A 16597-nucleotide genomic window follows, 5' to 3' on the forward strand; every position below is an offset into this window, starting at 1 on the left:
ACTACCCCTGCGGCTGATTGCTGATCAGCCGCGACATGGTTTCCAGTGAGTCCGTCCTTAAGATGTATAACCGTTTGAGTAAGAACGGATTATCCCCCGGTTTTACCTTCCCTTTCACCGTGGTCACCGCTAGGTGAAATCCAGCCTCTTCTGCCGCTTTCACTGCCGTCGCGTTATAACTGCCAAACGGATATGAAAGATAGAGCACGTGCGGATTAAACGGGGCCAGCGCACGCCGGGAGCGTTCAAAATCATACAGAATATTATGATGGCTACGGCTGAGCAGGATTGGGCGACGATTGCCATCGACCCGATGCAAAAAGTGCGTATGGGACTGAAAATCAAACACATCGCGGATGCCGTTGAGTTCTGAAATACTCATAAACTGCAGCGATTTGGGATCCCATTTTTGCGGACGAACTTTAATTCTCGACGAGATAATAAAGGCCGTGGCCTTCATCCCATACTGCTTCAGTACCGGATAGGCATAGCGGCTCACCGACTTCAGGCCGTCATCAAAGGTAATCACCACCGCCCGCGCAGGCAGGTTCAATTTATTGCGCACATAACCTTCCAGTTGAGTCATCGTCAGCGTGCTGTAACCGCGATCGCGCAGCCAGGTCATCTGGTTGCTGAAGGCGCGGACTGACGTGGTGGTGGAGGTATGACGAAAGCGCGTGTTCTCTTCATCGCGCAGAATATGGTGATAGGTCAGCACCGGCAGCCCGCGATCTTCCTGGGCGTCGAGCGCGCTTATCCAGGCCAGTCGGTCACCAATGCGGATCTGATACCAGGTTTGATTCAGCCGGTCTTTGAGCTTACTGATGATGGGATAACGCAGGTTATCCGCCAGTACGCCAAACGGCGCGCTGCCAACGTTCGGCGCATTATAGACGGGGGTGGCTTGCCAGGTGATCAGATTCTGGTTGCTGAGCGGTTTGTTGAGATCGCCGAGGCTGTCCTCAACGCGCTGTTTACCCTGCACCGGTTCCAGATGCCCCTTGTCGATAAACCCGGTGCCGAAGCCAAATTTGAATTCGTAATAGTCAGCAGCGACCGGAATGACAGAAATAATCTGTCCGGCGCGAATATTTCCCACGGTCACCATGTCATCACCAATTTGCGCCCAAATAGCCGCATCTTCCGTGGTTTGCATATAGCGAGCAGGCAACGCCGCACTGACTACTGTAGAGAGGGACAGCAGCAGCAGGAACAGATATTTCATCATTAACGATAACCGGGGCAAGAAACAACGCAACGATTGTACCAATTCATCTCATTAATAAGAATGATTAATACTCATACAAATCGTGCAGCAGAACAAAGGGGGGATTTTTCTGTTGCTGATGCCAAAGGCTGGTAACTTCTGGCCCGCCGAGGGCAACAATCTGGTCGCGAAACGCCGGACTACTCATTGAGTCTCGTGATGAAATCATGTCCCCCAGCAGCGTCTCATTAATGCCGGAGATCACTTCACATTGCGGATGTTTATGGCTCATCAATGACGCCACGCGATACGGCGCCGCACCGGGGAGATCGGTCAGAAAGATGACGCCATCACCGGAATCAGTGGCATGCAGGGCGTCACACATCATCCGACTCAGCATGTTCGCGCTCAACCCACGCCAAAAATTCACCGCCCGGCATTGCGCCAGCGGGCCGTGTTTTTTTTCCAGAAGGCTCAGGAGTTCCTCAGCCTTATCGTCATGACAGGTAATGACCCAACCTAGCATTTCTCACCTCATTAGCAGGCAAGTAGTTTATCAATGTAACAAATGGAGAATGATGACAATGGTCAAAAATCGCCCTCTCCTCACGCGGAGGAGAGGATAAAAACGCTCAGCTACGCAACCCGCGTCCGCGCTGGATTAAGGACCAGCACAGCAGATAGAACGCCACAATAAAGACAACCAGCACGCCAAACGTGGTCACCAGCGGCACGTCGTGAATGCCGAGGAAGCCGTAGCGAAAGCCGCTTATCATGTAGACGATCGGGTTTAACTGCGATAAGCCCTGCCAGAACGGCGGCAGCAGCGTCAGAGAATAGAACACCCCGCCAAGATAGGTCAGCGGCGTCAGCACAAAGGTCGGAATCAGGCTGATATCGTCAAAAGTTTTCGCGAACACGGCGTTCAACAGGCCCGCCAGCGAAAACAGAATCGCCGTCAGAACCAGCGTCAACGCAACAAACAGCCACGAATGCACCTGGAACGGAACAAAGAACAGCGAAATGGCCGTCACCAGAATCCCGACACACAGTCCGCGCGCTACGCCACCGCCGACAAAACCGGCGATGATCACGTGCGTGGGCACCGGCGCAACCAGCAGTTCTTCGATGTTGCGCTGGAACTTGGCGCTAAAGAACGACGACGCGACGTTAGCATAAGCATTGGTGATCACCGCCATCATGATCAGACCCGGCACGATGAACTGCATGTAGCTGAAACCGTGCATCTCGCCAATGCGGGAGCCAATCAGGTTACCGAAGATAATGAAATAGAGCGTCATGGTGATGACGGGCGGCACCAGCGTCTGGATCCAGATCCGCATAAAGCGGTTGATCTCTTTCGCCCAGATGCTTTTAAGCGCGACCCAGTAAAGCTGCATCATGTGCGATCTCCTTGTTTTTCATGAACCAGTGACACAAACAGCTCTTCAAGGCGGTTCGCTTTGTTACGCATACTCAGTACCTGAATGCCCTGCGCGCTAAGCTGGCTGAACACGCTATTAATTCCTTGCTCACGCAGCACTTCGACTTCCAGCGTTGAGGTATCCACCAGCCGATACTGATAGCCCTCCAGCTTCGGCAGCGGACTTTTCGCCGCCAGATCGAGAATAAAGGTTTCAGATTTGAGCTTAGAGAGCAGGTTTTTCATCGAGGTGTTTTCGACCAGTTCGCCGTGCTGAATAATCCCGATGTTGCGGCAGAGCATTTCCGCCTCTTCCAGGTAGTGAGTCGTCAGAATGATCGTGGTGCCTTTGTCGTTTAAATCCTTCAAAAAGCCCCACATTGAGCGGCGAAGTTCGATATCAACGCCTGCTGTCGGTTCATCGAGAATCAGCAGCTTCGGCTCGTGCATCAGCGCACGAGCAATCATCAGACGTCGCTTCATCCCACCGGATAACATCCGTGCACGTTCGTTGCGTTTTTCCCACAGATCGAGCTGTTTTAAATACTTTTCGCTGCGCTCGATCGCTTCTTTTCGCTCCACGCCGTAGTAGCCCGCCTGATTGACCACGATCTGCTGCACGGTCTCAAACGGGTTGAAGTTAAATTCTTGCGGCACCAGTCCCAACTGACGTTTGGCGTTAACGACATCTTTTTCGAGATCGTAGCCAAAGACGCTGACGCGCCCGGAAGATTTGTTCACCAGCGAGCTGATGATACCGATAGTGGTCGACTTTCCTGCCCCGTTCGGTCCCAGAAGCGCGTAAAAATCACCCGCCTCGACCTGTAAATCTATCCCGCGCAACGCCTGAACGCCGCCAGGATAAGTTTTTTTAAGTTGTTGAAGTTCCAGTGCAATGGTCATAAATTTTTACTTACCTTACGTTCTTACACTTTATATGTGGTTTAAATAATCCCGGAGTTGCCCTATATTAGCCCAACGCACTTATTTGGTTACAGGTCGTTAACCTCCATGAAAGACATAGATACACTCATCAGCAACAATGCACTATGGTCAAAAATGCTGGTGGAAGAGGATTCCGGATTTTTTGAGAAACTGGCGCAAGCGCAGAAACCACGCTTTCTATGGATTGGATGTTCCGACAGTCGCGTTCCCGCAGAACGTTTAACCGGTCTTGAACCGGGCGAATTATTTGTCCACCGTAATGTGGCCAACCTGGTCATCCACACAGACCTCAACTGCCTCTCCGTTGTTCAGTATGCCGTTGATGTCCTCGAAGTTGAACACATTATTATCTGTGGTCACTACGGGTGTGGCGGCGTACAGGCGGCGGTCGATAACCCGGAACTGGGCCTCATCGACAACTGGCTGCTGCATATCCGTGATATCTGGTTCAAACATAGCTCATTGCTTGGCGATATGCCGCAAGAGCGTCGTATGGATACGCTGTGTGAGCTGAACGTGATGGAACAGGTGTACAACCTGGGCCACTCCACCATCATGCAGTCAGCCTGGAAACGGGGTCAGAAAGTGACCATCCACGGCTGGGCATACGGTATTCACGATGGTCTGCTGCGCGATCTGGAAGTAACCGCGACCAGTCGCGCCACCCTGGAGCAGCGCTATCGCCAGGGCGTTTCTAACCTCAGCCAGAAACACGTCAACCACAAATAAAAATCCCCGGTCATGCACCGGGGACGTATCCAGTCAACGCCGGGATTTTCCCGGCTTTTTTACGCTTACTCGTCCAGCAGCACCACTTTGCCGACATACGGCAGATGGCGATAGCGCTGAGCGTAGTCAATACCGTAGCCCACCACGAACTCATCCGGGATGGAGAAACCGATGAACTCGACCGGGACGTTCACTTCACGGCGGGAGGGTTTATCCAGCAGGGTGCAAATCGCCAGAGATTTCGGTTCACGCAGGCTCAGAATTTCACGCACTTTCGACAGCGTGTTGCCGGAGTCGATAATGTCTTCCACAATCAGCACGTCTTTGCCGCGAATGTCTTCATCGAGATCTTTGAGGATCTTGACGTCTCGGGTGGTGGACATGCCGCTACCGTAGCTGGAGGCGGTCATAAAATCGACTTCATGAGATACCTGCACTTCACGGCACAGATCCGCCATAAACATAAATGAGCCACGCAGCAGACCAACCAGCACCATGTCACTGCCGCTGTCTTTGTAACGTTCAGTAATCTGACGACCCAGTTCGGCAATCCGCGCTTTGATCTCCGCTTCGGGGATCATTACTTCTACAGTATGTTTCATAACTCTAACCATATGATTTAAAAACAAATCACTCAATGCCTGCTTCTACCGGAACAGCATCGAAGTGCAAGGCATGCAGTATACCAGTAAAAGTATTTATTCGCGGCATCTCTTAATAAAGCTCATTTTGTGATGACGATCACACTTGTTAAATCCTATAATTAATTGCTACTAAAAAATTAACAAATTGAGATGGTGTATTTTTATGGCAGATAACAACGCACGTTCACCGCGACTCCTCGTGGTGTTAACGGCCCTCTTTGCAGCGCTTAGCGGGTTGTATCTCCTGATCGGCGGAGGCTGGCTGGTCGCCATTGGCGGCTCCTGGTACTATCCGATCGCCGGTCTTGTCATGCTGGGTGTCGCCGTTATGCTCTGGCGCAGTCAGCGTTCCGCACTGTGGCTCTACGCCGCCCTGCTCCTCGCAACCCTGCTCTGGGGCGTCTGGGAAGTCGGCTTCGACTTTTGGGCACTCACGCCGCGCAGTGACATCCTGGTCTTCTTCGGCATCTGGCTGATTTTACCGTTTGTCTGGCATCGCCTGATTGTTCCTTCCCGTGGTGCCGTAGCGGCACTGGTGGTGGCCCTGCTGATTAGCGGAGGGATCCTGACCTGGGCGGGTTTCCATGACCCACAGGAAATCAACGGCACCCTGAGCGCAGACACCACTCCGGCCGACGCTATCTCCACTATCTCCGACAACGACTGGCCGGCGTATGGTCGTAATCAGGAAGGTCAACGCTTCTCGCCGCTCAAGCAGATCAACGCCGACAATGTCCACAACCTGAAAGAGGCGTGGGTGTTCCGCACCGGTGACCTGAAGCAGCCTAACGATCCTGGTGAGATAACCAATGAAGTCACGCCGATTAAAGTCGGCGATACGCTGTATCTCTGTACTGCCCACCAGCGTCTGTTCGCGCTTGATGCGGCCACCGGGAAAGAGAAGTGGCATTTCGATCCGCAACTGAATACCAACACCAGCTTCCAGCACGTTACCTGCCGTGGCGTGTCGTATCATGAAGCGAAAGCCGATAATGCCACACCAGAAGTCATTGCCGACTGTCCGCGCCGCATCATCCTGCCGGTGAACGATGGTCGTCTGTTTGCGGTGAATGCGGAAACCGGCAAGCTGTGCGAAACCTTTGCCAACAAAGGTATTCTGAATCTGCAAACCAATATGCCGGATACGACGCCGGGGCTGTATGAGCCAACGTCACCGCCCATCATCACCGATAAAACCATCGTGATTGCCGGTTCGGTTACCGATAACTTCTCCACGCGCGAAACCTCGGGTGTGATCCGCGGTTTTGACGTCAATAACGGCACGCTGCTGTGGGCCTTCGATCCCGGTGCGAAAGACCCGAATGCCATCCCGTCCGACGAACACGCGTTTACCTTTAACTCGCCCAACTCCTGGGCCCCGGCGGCTTATGACGCGAAGCTGGATCTGGTCTATCTGCCGATGGGCGTGACCACACCGGATATCTGGGGCGGTAACCGCACGCCGGAGCAGGAACGCTATGCCAGTTCGATTGTGGCGCTGAACGCCACCACCGGTAAGCTTGCCTGGAGCTATCAGACCGTACACCACGACCTGTGGGATATGGACATGCCGTCCCAGCCGACGCTGGCGGATATCACCGTCAAAGGTGAGAAAATCCCGGTCATCTACGCGCCAGCCAAAACCGGTAACATCTTTGTTCTCGATCGCCGTAACGGCGAGCTGGTCGTTCCGGCCCCCGAAAAACCGGTTCCGCAGGGTGCCGCCAAAGGGGATTACGTCAGCAAAACGCAGCCGTTCTCTGAACTGAGTTTCCGCCCGAAAAAAGATCTGACCGGGGCAGATATGTGGGGCGCTACCATGTTCGACCAACTGGTGTGCCGCGTGATGTTCCACCAGATGCGCTATGAGGGCATCTTTACCCCGCCGTCTGAACAGGGCACGCTGGTGTTCCCGGGCAACCTCGGGATGTTCGAATGGGGCGGTATTTCGGTCGATCCCAACCGTCAGGTGGCGATAGCTAACCCGATGGCGCTGCCGTTCGTTTCTAAGCTGATCCCACGTGGTCCGGGTAATCCGATGGAACCGCCGAAAGATGCGCAAGGCACGGGTAGCGAATCCGGTATTCAGCCACAGTACGGCGTGCCGTTTGGCGTCACGCTGAACCCGTTCCTGTCGCCGTTTGGTCTGCCGTGTAAGCAACCGGCCTGGGGGTATATCTCCGCGCTAGATCTGAAAACCAACGACGTGGTCTGGAAAAAACGCATTGGTACGCCGCAGGACAGCATGCCGTTCCCGATGCCGGTTCCGGTACCGTTCAATATGGGTATGCCGATGCTGGGCGGTCCTATCTCCACGGCAGGCAATGTGCTGTTTATTGCTGCCACGGCGGATAACTACCTGCGCGCTTACAACATGAGCAACGGTGAGAAACTGTGGCAGGGACGTCTGCCAGCCGGTGGACAAGCCACGCCGATGACCTATGAGGTGAACGGCAAACAGTATGTCGTGATTTCGGCCGGAGGCCACGGCTCGTTTGGTACGAAGATGGGCGACTATATCGTGGCTTACGCGCTGCCTGACGACGCGAAGTAACGCAGTCTATTTTGTAGCAGAGACAGCGTGGAGACCCCACGCTGTCTTTTTTATGTTAGCGATTATCAAACGTATCATTCACACCGTCATTTTCACCCGCCGCAGAGACAACAACGTCATCAAAGCGCAAATGATTGACCGCCACAATACGGCCAAACTCTTTCGCCTCGATCCGACAATGGCTAAACCGAATGTCCTCCATCGGTTTCTCCGCAAAGGCCACCAGATCAAACGCGCGCGCCGGTAAGCGATAATCCGCCGCCAGCGTGGCATCGACATGGCTGATACGGATATTACGCACTTTGGTCATCTGTAAATTTTCCGGGATCTGCCTCGCCACCGCCTGCCAGGCTTCGGGCAACTCAGCAATATTGTCGAACCGTTTGCGGTTATAGGCGTTGTGCCAGTCCATAATCCAGGAGAAAGGAAATTGCACATTACGCATCCGCAGGTTTTCCACGACCACATCTTCAACAAACCCTCCCCGCTCCTTCGACGACTTCATGCGCAGCCCGCAGTCAGAGTTTTCGAAGGTAATATCGTGCACGTAGACGTTACGTATACCGCCGCTGACTTCACTGCCCAGCGTCACGCCATAGCCCGAGCGAATCACACAGTGGTCAATTTCAATGTGTTCGGCGATCCGCCCCACCCGATACCCATCCCCATCGCGACCCGACTTGATCACGATGCAATCGTCGCCGCATGACACATCACATTGCGTGACGCGGACGTGGCTTGAGGAGTCAATGTCAATGCCGTCCGTGCTTGGCCCGTGGTTATCACGAATGGTGACCCCGCTGACGATTACGTTATCTGCATAGGTTATCTGTAAATTCCAGAACCCGGCACGCTCAAAGGTTAAATCGGTAATCGAGACATGCTCTGCTTTGTAAATCAGGCAGGCGCGCGGTCGCTTAATGAGATAGTCCGCAATCCAGCGCAGCCCTTTGTTATCATAATCAACCCGCAGACCGCTCGCTTTATCCGGGCCGCAGTAGAGATCCCACCAGTGGGCGCCCTGACCATCGATCCTGCCATGTCCTGAAATAGCAATGTTGTTCACCTCAATGGCATTCACGATCGCCGCAGGCCACATCATCTCAACGCCTGCCACACGCGTCGGGATCTCCGGATAGTCGGCAATATCAGTCGACCCCAGTAGCGTCGCTCCCTGTGCGAAATGGAGTCGGCTGCCTTCCTTCAGGAATAACGAACCGACCAGGTAAGTTCCCGGAGAAATCACAACGGGAACCCCCTGTACCGCCCCGCTATCGATGGCGCTTTGCAGCGCCCGGGTGTCTTTGACGAGGCCATCGCCCCTTGCCCCAAAATCTTTGACATCAAGTTGTACGGACATGAATTCAATCCTTCTCTCTCATGGCGTGATGGGCTAATGCCACTGAATTTATTCAGCGTCGCTTCCCTTTCCCGCATTTATCCACAATTTAACGAATAGAGATATATCAAATAACGGCAGGAATCACCATTTACGAGGGTAACAATGTCTTATGCAGGTGAATGATAAATATGATGAATAATAAGAAAAAAGGGGAGGATTATCAGAAGCGAATATTCAGGAAAAACAAAACGCCCGCAATAATCGCGGGCGCTTGTTGATATTCAGCAATAATGATTAGTCAAACTTCAGCGACATTAGCGACGCTTTTGCAACATCCTGATACTGATCAACCAAATCCTTCGTCATATTAAAGGCGACCTGGACGGCTTTATTGTCTTCGCTGGTAATCAGCATCAGATTCAGAATTTCACTGTCTGCGGCCTGGGAGCGGAAAGTCAGTAACCATGCTTTATGCCCGTCAACCGTAACCGATTCTGCCTCCGGTTTGTAGTTGGCTAACATTTTCAGCAACGCATCTTTCATCATATCCACCTGTGCGGCTGGCAGCGCGCTGCGGCCAGCAGTCACACCCAGAGAGACTTTACCTCTTTCATCGCCATAAATGATCTGTGGACGATTCTCGGACGGATACTTAATTTTCGCCATTTCAGCCGACATTGGCGTTAGCGTTTGCGGAATTTCAATGCTTAACTTCAGCTCAGGAAAGTTTTTACGCTCCATGTCCATTCCAGCATGGGCTGAAATCGCCACTAACATAGCAAAAGATGCTGCCACCATTTTACGGAAAATATCCATTTTTCACCTCAGAGTTCACGATTAGTTTGCGCAAGTATATCCGGTGACATCTGTAAAGATAACGACCAAAATCTATTTTCAGAGATTACAGATGAGAATGGTATTATTCCTATCTCTATTGGAGAGCGATATCCGAAAAAAACAGAATCGCCCTCCGTACCGCTTATACCGTAAAGCCTAACATCATTCCGGTATCTTCATGCTCCAGCAGGTGACAATGCGCCATATAGGCGTGTTCTTTCGGCGCAGCGTGTTCAAATTTTACTAACACCTCGCTAATGCCGCCTTCCACCCGAACGGTATCTTTCCAGCCCGTACGATGTGCTGCTGGTGTCTGACCATTCTCAGACAAAATACGGAACTGCGTGCCGTGAATATGGAACGGATGCAGCATCATATCGCCCACGCCAGAAATCACCCAGCGTTCAACCGTTCCTCTGCTCGCCGCAAACATCGGTTTGTTCATATCAAAAGCGATATCGTTAATCTTATTGGCATTGTGGAAATCAAATTGACCGCCGTGATTCATATGACCCATGTCACCGTGCTGCATGTTGCCCATATGTCCCTGCATCTGCCCGTGCGCCATCCCGCTCATCGCCTGGTCGCCGTACTTTTTCATCAGCGACTGCATTCCCATCATGTCGAGCATCGGGTCCATTGACAGTTGCAGATTACGCACCGTCAGCCCGTCAACGGAAGGCAACGCGGGCATTACGCTGAGAGTGTCCGGCAATGTACCAGAGGCGTTTACGGCAATCGGCTGAATACGCATGACCGGATGCGGCTTATCAAACGGCGCAATCGCCATCCCCATCTGACTAACCGGCAGAGTCAACAGATCAAACGGTTTACCGTCGCTGACGTCCACCAACACTTCAAAACGCTCGCCCATCAGCACGGGCAGTTCGTTGACTTTTACCGGTTCCGCCAGCAATCCACCGTCACTGGCGATGACGTACAATGGACGTTGATCGCTGGCAGCAAAATTGAGTGAACGGGCGTTACAGCCGTTGAGCAAGCGCAGACGCAGCCAGCCACGCGGCGCAGCATGTTGAGGATAAAGGGCTCCGTTGGTCAGCAGCGTATCGCCAAACCAGCCTACGGCAGCCGCCATCACATCAAGCTGATAATCAATCTGCCCGGCAGCATTAAACCGTTTGTCCTGCACGATGACCGGTACATCGTCGATCCCCCACTGCTTCGGGAGCAGCAGCTTGTGAATCTCTTCATCCTCAATCAGAACCAGACCCGCTAAGCCCATTGCCACCTGACGCCCGGTTTTCCCATGTTGATGGGGGTGAAACCAGCAGGTCGCCGCCCGTTGTTGCGGCGTAAACGTGACGGTACGCTTCCCGCCCGCCGGGATAATCCCCTGCGGCCCGCCATCCACTTCACCCGGCACTTCCAGTCCATGCCAGTGCAGCGTGGTCTCTTCATTAAGCTGGTTATGGATATCCACCGTTACCGCCTTGCCTTTTTGCAGCTTCAGCGCGGGCCCGAGCAGATTGCCGTTATAGCCCCAGGTGGTTGCCGTTTTTCCAAAGAAGGTCGACTGGCCAGTCTTCGCCATCAGCGAGATATGGTTACGCGCGTCGGCGGTAAGCAGTTCGGGAATGGGTAGTGCGGGGCGTTCGGCGGCAAAGACGGCGCGGCTCCAGAGCGGTAAGGCTGACGACAGCCCCAGTGCCACAGAATATTTTAAGAAATCACGACGTTGCATAATTATTTCCTTATTTTGCTGCAGGCGAAATAAAGCTAATCTCTGAGCATAGACCCTCCCCTTACGGCAAGGTCAAGCCAGGAATATGACTTAATACATAATAAAAGTCGTCGCTTCGCCTCCAGTATGCTAACGTTTACTTTCCGTGATGCAGTGGTAGAAGCAATGAAGACGTTTTTCAGAACCGTGTTGTTCGGCAGCCTGATGGCCGTATGCGCAAATAGCTATGCGCTTAGTGAATCTGAAGCCGAAGATATGGCCGATTTGACGGCCGTTTTTGTCTTTCTGAAAAATGACTGCGGCTACCAGAATTTACCCAACGGGCAGATTCGTCGCGCACTGGTCTTTTTTGCTCAGCAAAACCAGTGGGACCTCAGCAACTACGACACCTTCGATATGAAAGCCCTTGGCGAAGACAGCTATCGCGATTTAAGCGGCATCGGTATTCCTGTTGCAAAAAAATGCAAAGCGCTGGCGCGCGATTCCCTGAGCCTGCTGGCTTACGTCAAATAACCTCCCGTCCATATTGCTGAAATAATGACCGTGCATCAACGGTCATTGTTAGCTATGATGTTGCGCCCTTTTTTTACGGGTGTTAACAAAGGAGGCATCACCCCATGGCCGAAAAAAAACAGTGGCACGAAACGCTACACGACCAGTTTGGGCAGTACTTTGCCGTCGATAATATTCTCTATCACGAGAAGACCGATCATCAGGATCTCATCATTTTTGAAAACGCCGCCTTTGGTCGCGTGATGGCGCTGGACGGCGTGGTGCAGACCACAGAGCGCGATGAATTTATTTATCATGAGATGATGACTCACGTTCCGTTGATGGCTCACGGTCATGCAAAGCACGTGCTGATTATTGGCGGCGGTGACGGTGCGATGCTGCGTGAAGTCACCCGGCACAAAAACATCGAAACCATCACGATGGTGGAAATCGATGCGGGCGTCGTCTCGTTCTGCCGCCAGTATTTACCCAACCACAATGCCGGCAGCTATGACGACCCACGCTTTACGCTGGTGATCGACGACGGCGTGAATTTCGTCAACCAGACACAGAACACGTTTGATGTGATCATCTCCGACTGCACCGATCCGATCGGCCCCGGCGAGAGTCTGTTCACCTCGGCATTCTACGAAGGCTGCAAGCGTTGCCTGAATCCAGGTGGGATCTTTGTCGCTCAGAACGGCGTCTGCTTCCTGCAACAGGATGAAGCCCTCGACAGCCACCGCAAGCTCAGCCATTACTTTGCCGATGTCGGCTTCTACCAGGCGGCGATCCCAACCTACTACGGCGGCATAATGACCTTCGCGTGGGCGACGGATAATGAAGCGCTGCGCCATCTGTCGACCGAAATCATTCAGGCGCGTTTTCACTCGTCCGGCCTGAAGTGTCGCTATTACAACCCGGCAATCCACACGGCAGCGTTTGCCTTACCTCAGTATCTGCAAGATGCGCTGGCGACAGCGTCGTCCTAAGGAGAAGATAAGAAATTGAAAAAACTGAAACTGCATGGTTTTAACAATCTGACCAAAAGTCTGAGTTTTTGTATTTACGATATCTGCTATGCCAAAACCGCCGAAGAGCGCGACGGATACATCGCCTATATCGACGAACTCTACAACGCCAACCGCCTGACCGAAATTCTGTCAGAAACCTGCTCCATCATCGGCGCCAATATCCTGAACATCGCCCGTCAGGATTACGAACCTCAGGGTGCCAGCGTCACTATTCTGGTGAGCGAAGAACCTGTCGATCCACGACTTATTGATACAACCGAGCATCCCGGCCCGTTGCCGGAAGCGGTGGTCGCCCATCTCGATAAGAGCCATATCTGTGTGCATACCTATCCGGAGAGCCACCCGGAAGGCGGATTATGCACCTTCCGGGCCGACATTGAGGTCTCAACCTGCGGCGTGATTTCCCCGCTGAAGGCGCTGAATTACCTGATCCACCAGCTTGAATCCGACATCGTGACCATCGATTACCGCGTGCGCGGCTTTACCCGTGATATCAACGGGATGAAGCACTTTATCGATCATGAGATTAACTCCATCCAGAACTTTATGTCCGAAGATATGAAGTCGCTGTATGACATGGTGGATGTGAACGTGTATCAGGAAAATATCTTCCATACCAAAATGCTGCTCAAAGAGTTCGATCTTAAGCACTACATGTTCCACACCCGGCCGGAAGAGTTAACTGAGGCAGAGCGTAAAGAGATTACCGCTGCGCTATGGAAAGAGATGCGTGAGATTTACTACGCGCGCAATATTCCGGGCGTTTAAGAAAACCATCAGGAGCGCGTCGGCGCTCCTGAACTTGAAATAATAGAATCAGCCGGTCTCTGAAAAGAGGCTGTCATTGGCTCAATAGACGGTGTAACACAGCCGCCAGTGCCGACGGATTTTCCCAGGACATTGAATGTCCGGCTTCTGGCACGATGGCGACAGACATCCCCCTATCGCTGACATACTGAAAGTCACTGTAAGGAAACATAATGCGTACGCGTCCATCATCACGACTTATTATTCTCTCTTCCGAGAACAGGGTTCTGCTTTTTCGTTTTCATCATGAAGATGATGCGCTGAGCGGACGTACCTACTGGGCAACACCGGGTGGCGGCGTTGAGGAAATGGAAACGTTTGAACACGCCGCATTACGGGAGCTGCGTGAAGAAACAGGGTTGATAAGAGGATCCGCTGGGCCGCAAATTGCCTCCCAAACCTTCACCATGATGTTACCTAACGGAGAGACCGTACTGGCAGATGAACGTTTCTTCATTATCCGTGTAGAAAGTCAGGAGACCGATGACTCCGGATGGAGTGGCAATGAACAAAAAGTGATTCGCGGGCAGCACTGGTGGTCGATAGAAGAGCTCAGGGAAACAAAAGAGACCGTATTTCCTCGCGAGTTAATCATCGAGGTACTTGAGATGTATTAGCTCAAACTTGATCTGACAGTTTTCACTGGCAGCACACAATCAAATCTGACAGTCTGCTGTGAGCGAGAAGCGGACTGTTACGAGTTGAAGTTAATTGTATCACTTAGGTAAACATTATCATTTCCTGACATTAAGTTGTATCTTTGATAGGATTAAAAAAGGTATAGATAGCTTATGCTACTGAAGGAATAAAAATGACAAAAATTAGTGAACGATGGAAGCACAATGGCATTACTAAAGGTTATTGCAATATTTGTGGAAAATATGACTTGCTCACAAAAGATCATGTCCCTCCAAAGTGCGCCATAACCTTAGGTCCTGTCCTTCAGAAAACAGTTAGCGAATTTTTTAATACTCAGGAACCAGTTAAACCATTAAATGCTAAAAACGGTTCTTATTTCAGAACTATTTGCAGCCACTGCAACAATAAGGTGTTGGGTGGGCTCGATGTTGCAATTGAAAATGTAGCAAACTCCTTTAAAGAACAGTTGAGTCAATATATGAATGGTATGAATGTATATCCATTCATTAGAATACCTTTTGATAGCATATCTTTCACTAAGGCTATGATTGGACACGTATTATCAGCAACTTCCGTTGAAGATTGTAAAAAAGAACCCGTAGATAGCCCCTTCTATACACCTTTAAAGGATTATGTATTGGGTAAAAATCCAAGTTTTGAGGAGACTCATGATATTTACTACTGGTTCTACCCACACAGAATGCACATATCCGCTCAAAGTGTAGCATTTATGAACGAAGGACATGTGGCATTTATTTGTGCTTTACATTTTTTCCCTATCGGTTTTATTATCACAATGAAAAATGAAGGAACATACCCTGCCCACTCAACAAAATTAGATCTTGAAGATAAATTCCTTACATTTAATATGACCTCTATAAATTATGAGTATACGACATTTCCATTTGTAAATCTTAAGGGAAACCAAATGTATGCTATAAGCAACGGCCATACTTGTGTGAGTTATCCAATAATTAAGTGACTGCTAAATCATACAATCGACGCATGTTCACTTTCTACATATACCATCTATAATGTCCGCTCTTGGTACAGAGCCGCCTGTCAGATTAGGTTTAGATCTGTGCCATAGCGGTGCCAGGTCAAATCTGAGCTAATACACTTAAGAAGCGCGGACACGACGAACATCATTGCGTGTCCTTATCCAAATAGACCTCAACGGGGACTATTCATTCCCCCATTGATTAAGGAATTCCGCGATCTCATCAATGCGAAGCGCATCAATGCCGGCTTCGCTGGCCATCTCTTGTTGCGCGTCTTCGCTGATCTCTTCGTTATTCATCAAACGCGTAATCAGTAGCTGAAAATAGAGCGCCAGGGGTTCACGTTCTGAATCCTCTACGGGTTTCGCACACTCCGTCGAATACTCATCCACAATGTCATAATATTTCAGCGGTATTTCATTACCCATCACTCATCTCCTGGGGTTATCCCAACGTCGGTTACGGTGTTACTCAGGCTGTACCAGCGTCAGGGCGACGGATTGCGCCTTCAGTTCGGCCTGCACGGCTTGCGGTAAATTAACATCGGTCACAACGTCGGTAAAGCGACTGAGCGAAGCAACATTAAACAAGGAATGCGCGCCATATTTGCTGCTGTCGGCGAGTAACACCTTACGTTGGGCGTTGGCGATAATTTCCTGCTTCAGCCCCGCTTTGTCCTCTGTCGGCGTGGTCACGCCCTTTTCCATACTCCAGGTATTACAGCTCATAAAGGCGATATCCGGGTAGACGCTGCGCAGCATTTTGCGGCCAAACTCGCCGATACAGGACTGACTGCTATCATCAATCCGCCCACCGACAATCGTGACCTCTATCTGGCGAAACTCGGATAAAAACAGGGCGATATGCAGATCAACGGTGATCACTCTGAGAGGAAGATGGGTTAAACATTTTGCCAGCTCCAGCATGGTGGTGCCGGCATCGAGCACCACGGCATCGCCCGCATGTACCATCGAAGCCGCATAACGCGCAATCGCCCTTTTTTCAGCGGGCGATCGCAGTTGCTTCTCGTTAGTCGTCGGTTGTGCAGGTTCAAAGCGCCGTAACGCAACACCGCCGTGGCTGCGGCTGATCACACCTTGTTCATCCAGTTTGATCAGATCGCGTCGTATCGTTGCCGGAGATGCATCAACGGCATCCACCAGTTGCTCCACGGTAACCAGCGTATGATTTTTCAAATACGCCACAATCTTATCCAGACGGTGTTGTCCTTTCATAACAGG

The 16597-nt window shown here is 51.5% G+C and carries 17 protein-coding genes and 1 pseudogene; 7 read left to right on the plus strand and 11 right to left on the minus strand.

Going from position 1 to position 16597, the window contains the following annotated elements; all coding sequences use genetic code 11:
- Position 1: 1 nt before the first annotated feature.
- From GBC03_25125 to GBC03_25140, 4 genes are all read right to left on the minus strand, one after another.
- Complete coding sequence (locus GBC03_25125; GenBank protein QFS74124.1) at positions 2–1225, minus strand: polysaccharide deacetylase family protein; 1224 nt, start codon at positions 1223–1225, stop codon at positions 2–4.
- A gap of 67 nt (positions 1226–1292) precedes the next feature.
- Positions 1293–1733 (minus strand): PTS sugar transporter subunit IIA, encoded by a 441-nt coding sequence (locus GBC03_25130; GenBank protein ID QFS73254.1) that lies wholly within the window; start codon positions 1731–1733, stop codon positions 1293–1295.
- 106 nt (positions 1734–1839) lie between these two features.
- On the minus strand, positions 1840–2610 hold the full coding sequence (locus GBC03_25135; protein ID QFS73255.1) for an ABC transporter permease: 771 nt from the start codon (positions 2608–2610) through the stop codon (positions 1840–1842).
- Positions 2607–3533 carry an ATP-binding cassette domain-containing protein gene (locus GBC03_25140; GenBank protein ID QFS73256.1) on the minus strand — a complete coding sequence of 309 codons (927 nt, stop codon included), beginning with the start codon at positions 3531–3533 and terminating at the stop codon, positions 2607–2609. The genes GBC03_25135 and GBC03_25140 overlap by 4 nt, the downstream gene beginning before the upstream one ends.
- Positions 3534–3641: 108 nt before the next feature.
- Between GBC03_25140 and GBC03_25145 the strand changes: the two genes are divergently transcribed.
- Entirely contained in the window at positions 3642–4304 is a 663-nt protein-coding gene (locus GBC03_25145; GenBank protein QFS73257.1) for a carbonate dehydratase, read from the plus strand.
- Between the two features lie 65 nt (positions 4305–4369).
- Here the strand turns inward: GBC03_25145 and GBC03_25150 are convergent, their stop codons facing one another.
- Positions 4370–4906: a hypoxanthine phosphoribosyltransferase gene (locus GBC03_25150; GenBank protein QFS73258.1), complete on the minus strand. Its 537-nt coding sequence runs from the start codon at positions 4904–4906 to the stop codon at positions 4370–4372.
- A 205-nt stretch (positions 4907–5111) separates the two neighbouring features.
- Here GBC03_25150 and GBC03_25155 point away from each other — a divergent pair, with 205 nt between their 5' ends.
- Positions 5112–7502, plus strand: coding sequence for a membrane-bound PQQ-dependent dehydrogenase, glucose/quinate/shikimate family (locus GBC03_25155; protein QFS73259.1), 2391 nt, complete (start codon positions 5112–5114; stop codon positions 7500–7502).
- A 55-nt stretch (positions 7503–7557) separates the two neighbouring features.
- Here the strand turns inward: GBC03_25155 and GBC03_25160 are convergent, their stop codons facing one another.
- The 3 genes from GBC03_25160 to cueO form a co-directional block, all read right to left on the minus strand.
- Positions 7558–8862, minus strand: a complete 1305-nt coding sequence (locus GBC03_25160; protein QFS73260.1) for a glycoside hydrolase family 28 protein — start codon at positions 8860–8862, stop codon at positions 7558–7560.
- Positions 8863–9138: 276 nt separating this feature from the next.
- On the minus strand, positions 9139–9660 hold the full coding sequence (locus GBC03_25165) for a hypothetical protein (protein ID QFS73261.1): 522 nt from the start codon (positions 9658–9660) through the stop codon (positions 9139–9141).
- Between the two features lie 163 nt (positions 9661–9823).
- Positions 9824–11383 carry a multicopper oxidase CueO gene (gene cueO / locus GBC03_25170; GenBank protein ID QFS73262.1) on the minus strand — a complete coding sequence of 520 codons (1560 nt, stop codon included), beginning with the start codon at positions 11381–11383 and terminating at the stop codon, positions 9824–9826.
- Between the two features lie 165 nt (positions 11384–11548).
- Here cueO and GBC03_25175 point away from each other — a divergent pair, with 165 nt between their 5' ends.
- The 3 genes from GBC03_25175 (at position 11549) to speD (ending at position 13677) form a co-directional block, all read left to right on the plus strand.
- Complete coding sequence (locus GBC03_25175; protein QFS73263.1) at positions 11549–11896, plus strand: hypothetical protein; 348 nt, start codon at positions 11549–11551, stop codon at positions 11894–11896.
- 104 nt (positions 11897–12000) lie between these two features.
- Entirely contained in the window at positions 12001–12867 is an 867-nt protein-coding gene (speE, locus tag GBC03_25180; GenBank protein ID QFS73264.1) for a polyamine aminopropyltransferase, read from the plus strand.
- Between the two features lie 15 nt (positions 12868–12882).
- Positions 12883–13677, plus strand: coding sequence for an adenosylmethionine decarboxylase (gene speD, locus GBC03_25185; GenBank protein QFS73265.1), 795 nt, complete (start codon positions 12883–12885; stop codon positions 13675–13677).
- Positions 13678–13750: 73 nt separating this feature from the next.
- Here the strand turns inward: speD and GBC03_25190 are convergent.
- Positions 13751–13882: pseudogene (locus GBC03_25190) on the minus strand (alpha/beta hydrolase).
- A 7-nt stretch (positions 13883–13889) separates the two neighbouring features.
- Between GBC03_25190 and GBC03_25195 the strand changes: the two are divergent.
- The gene (locus tag GBC03_25195; GenBank protein QFS73266.1) at positions 13890–14333 is read left to right on the plus strand and encodes an NUDIX domain-containing protein; all 444 of its coding nucleotides are present in this window, start codon (positions 13890–13892) and stop codon (positions 14331–14333) included.
- Between the two features lie 194 nt (positions 14334–14527).
- Positions 14528–15337 carry a chaperonin gene (locus tag GBC03_25200; GenBank protein QFS73267.1) on the plus strand — a complete coding sequence of 270 codons (810 nt, stop codon included), beginning with the start codon at positions 14528–14530 and terminating at the stop codon, positions 15335–15337.
- A gap of 201 nt (positions 15338–15538) precedes the next feature.
- Here the strand turns inward: GBC03_25200 and GBC03_25205 are convergent, their stop codons facing one another.
- Positions 15539–15784 (minus strand): DUF2543 family protein, encoded by a 246-nt coding sequence (locus GBC03_25205; GenBank protein QFS73268.1) that lies wholly within the window; start codon positions 15782–15784, stop codon positions 15539–15541.
- A 39-nt stretch (positions 15785–15823) separates the two neighbouring features.
- Positions 15824–16591 carry a DeoR family transcriptional regulator gene (locus tag GBC03_25210; protein ID QFS73269.1) on the minus strand — a complete coding sequence of 256 codons (768 nt, stop codon included), beginning with the start codon at positions 16589–16591 and terminating at the stop codon, positions 15824–15826.
- Positions 16592–16597: the final 6 nt, after the last annotated feature.

It is taken from the genome of Citrobacter telavivensis, assembly GCA_009363175.1.
Classification (GTDB): domain Bacteria; phylum Pseudomonadota; class Gammaproteobacteria; order Enterobacterales; family Enterobacteriaceae; genus Citrobacter_A; species Citrobacter_A telavivensis.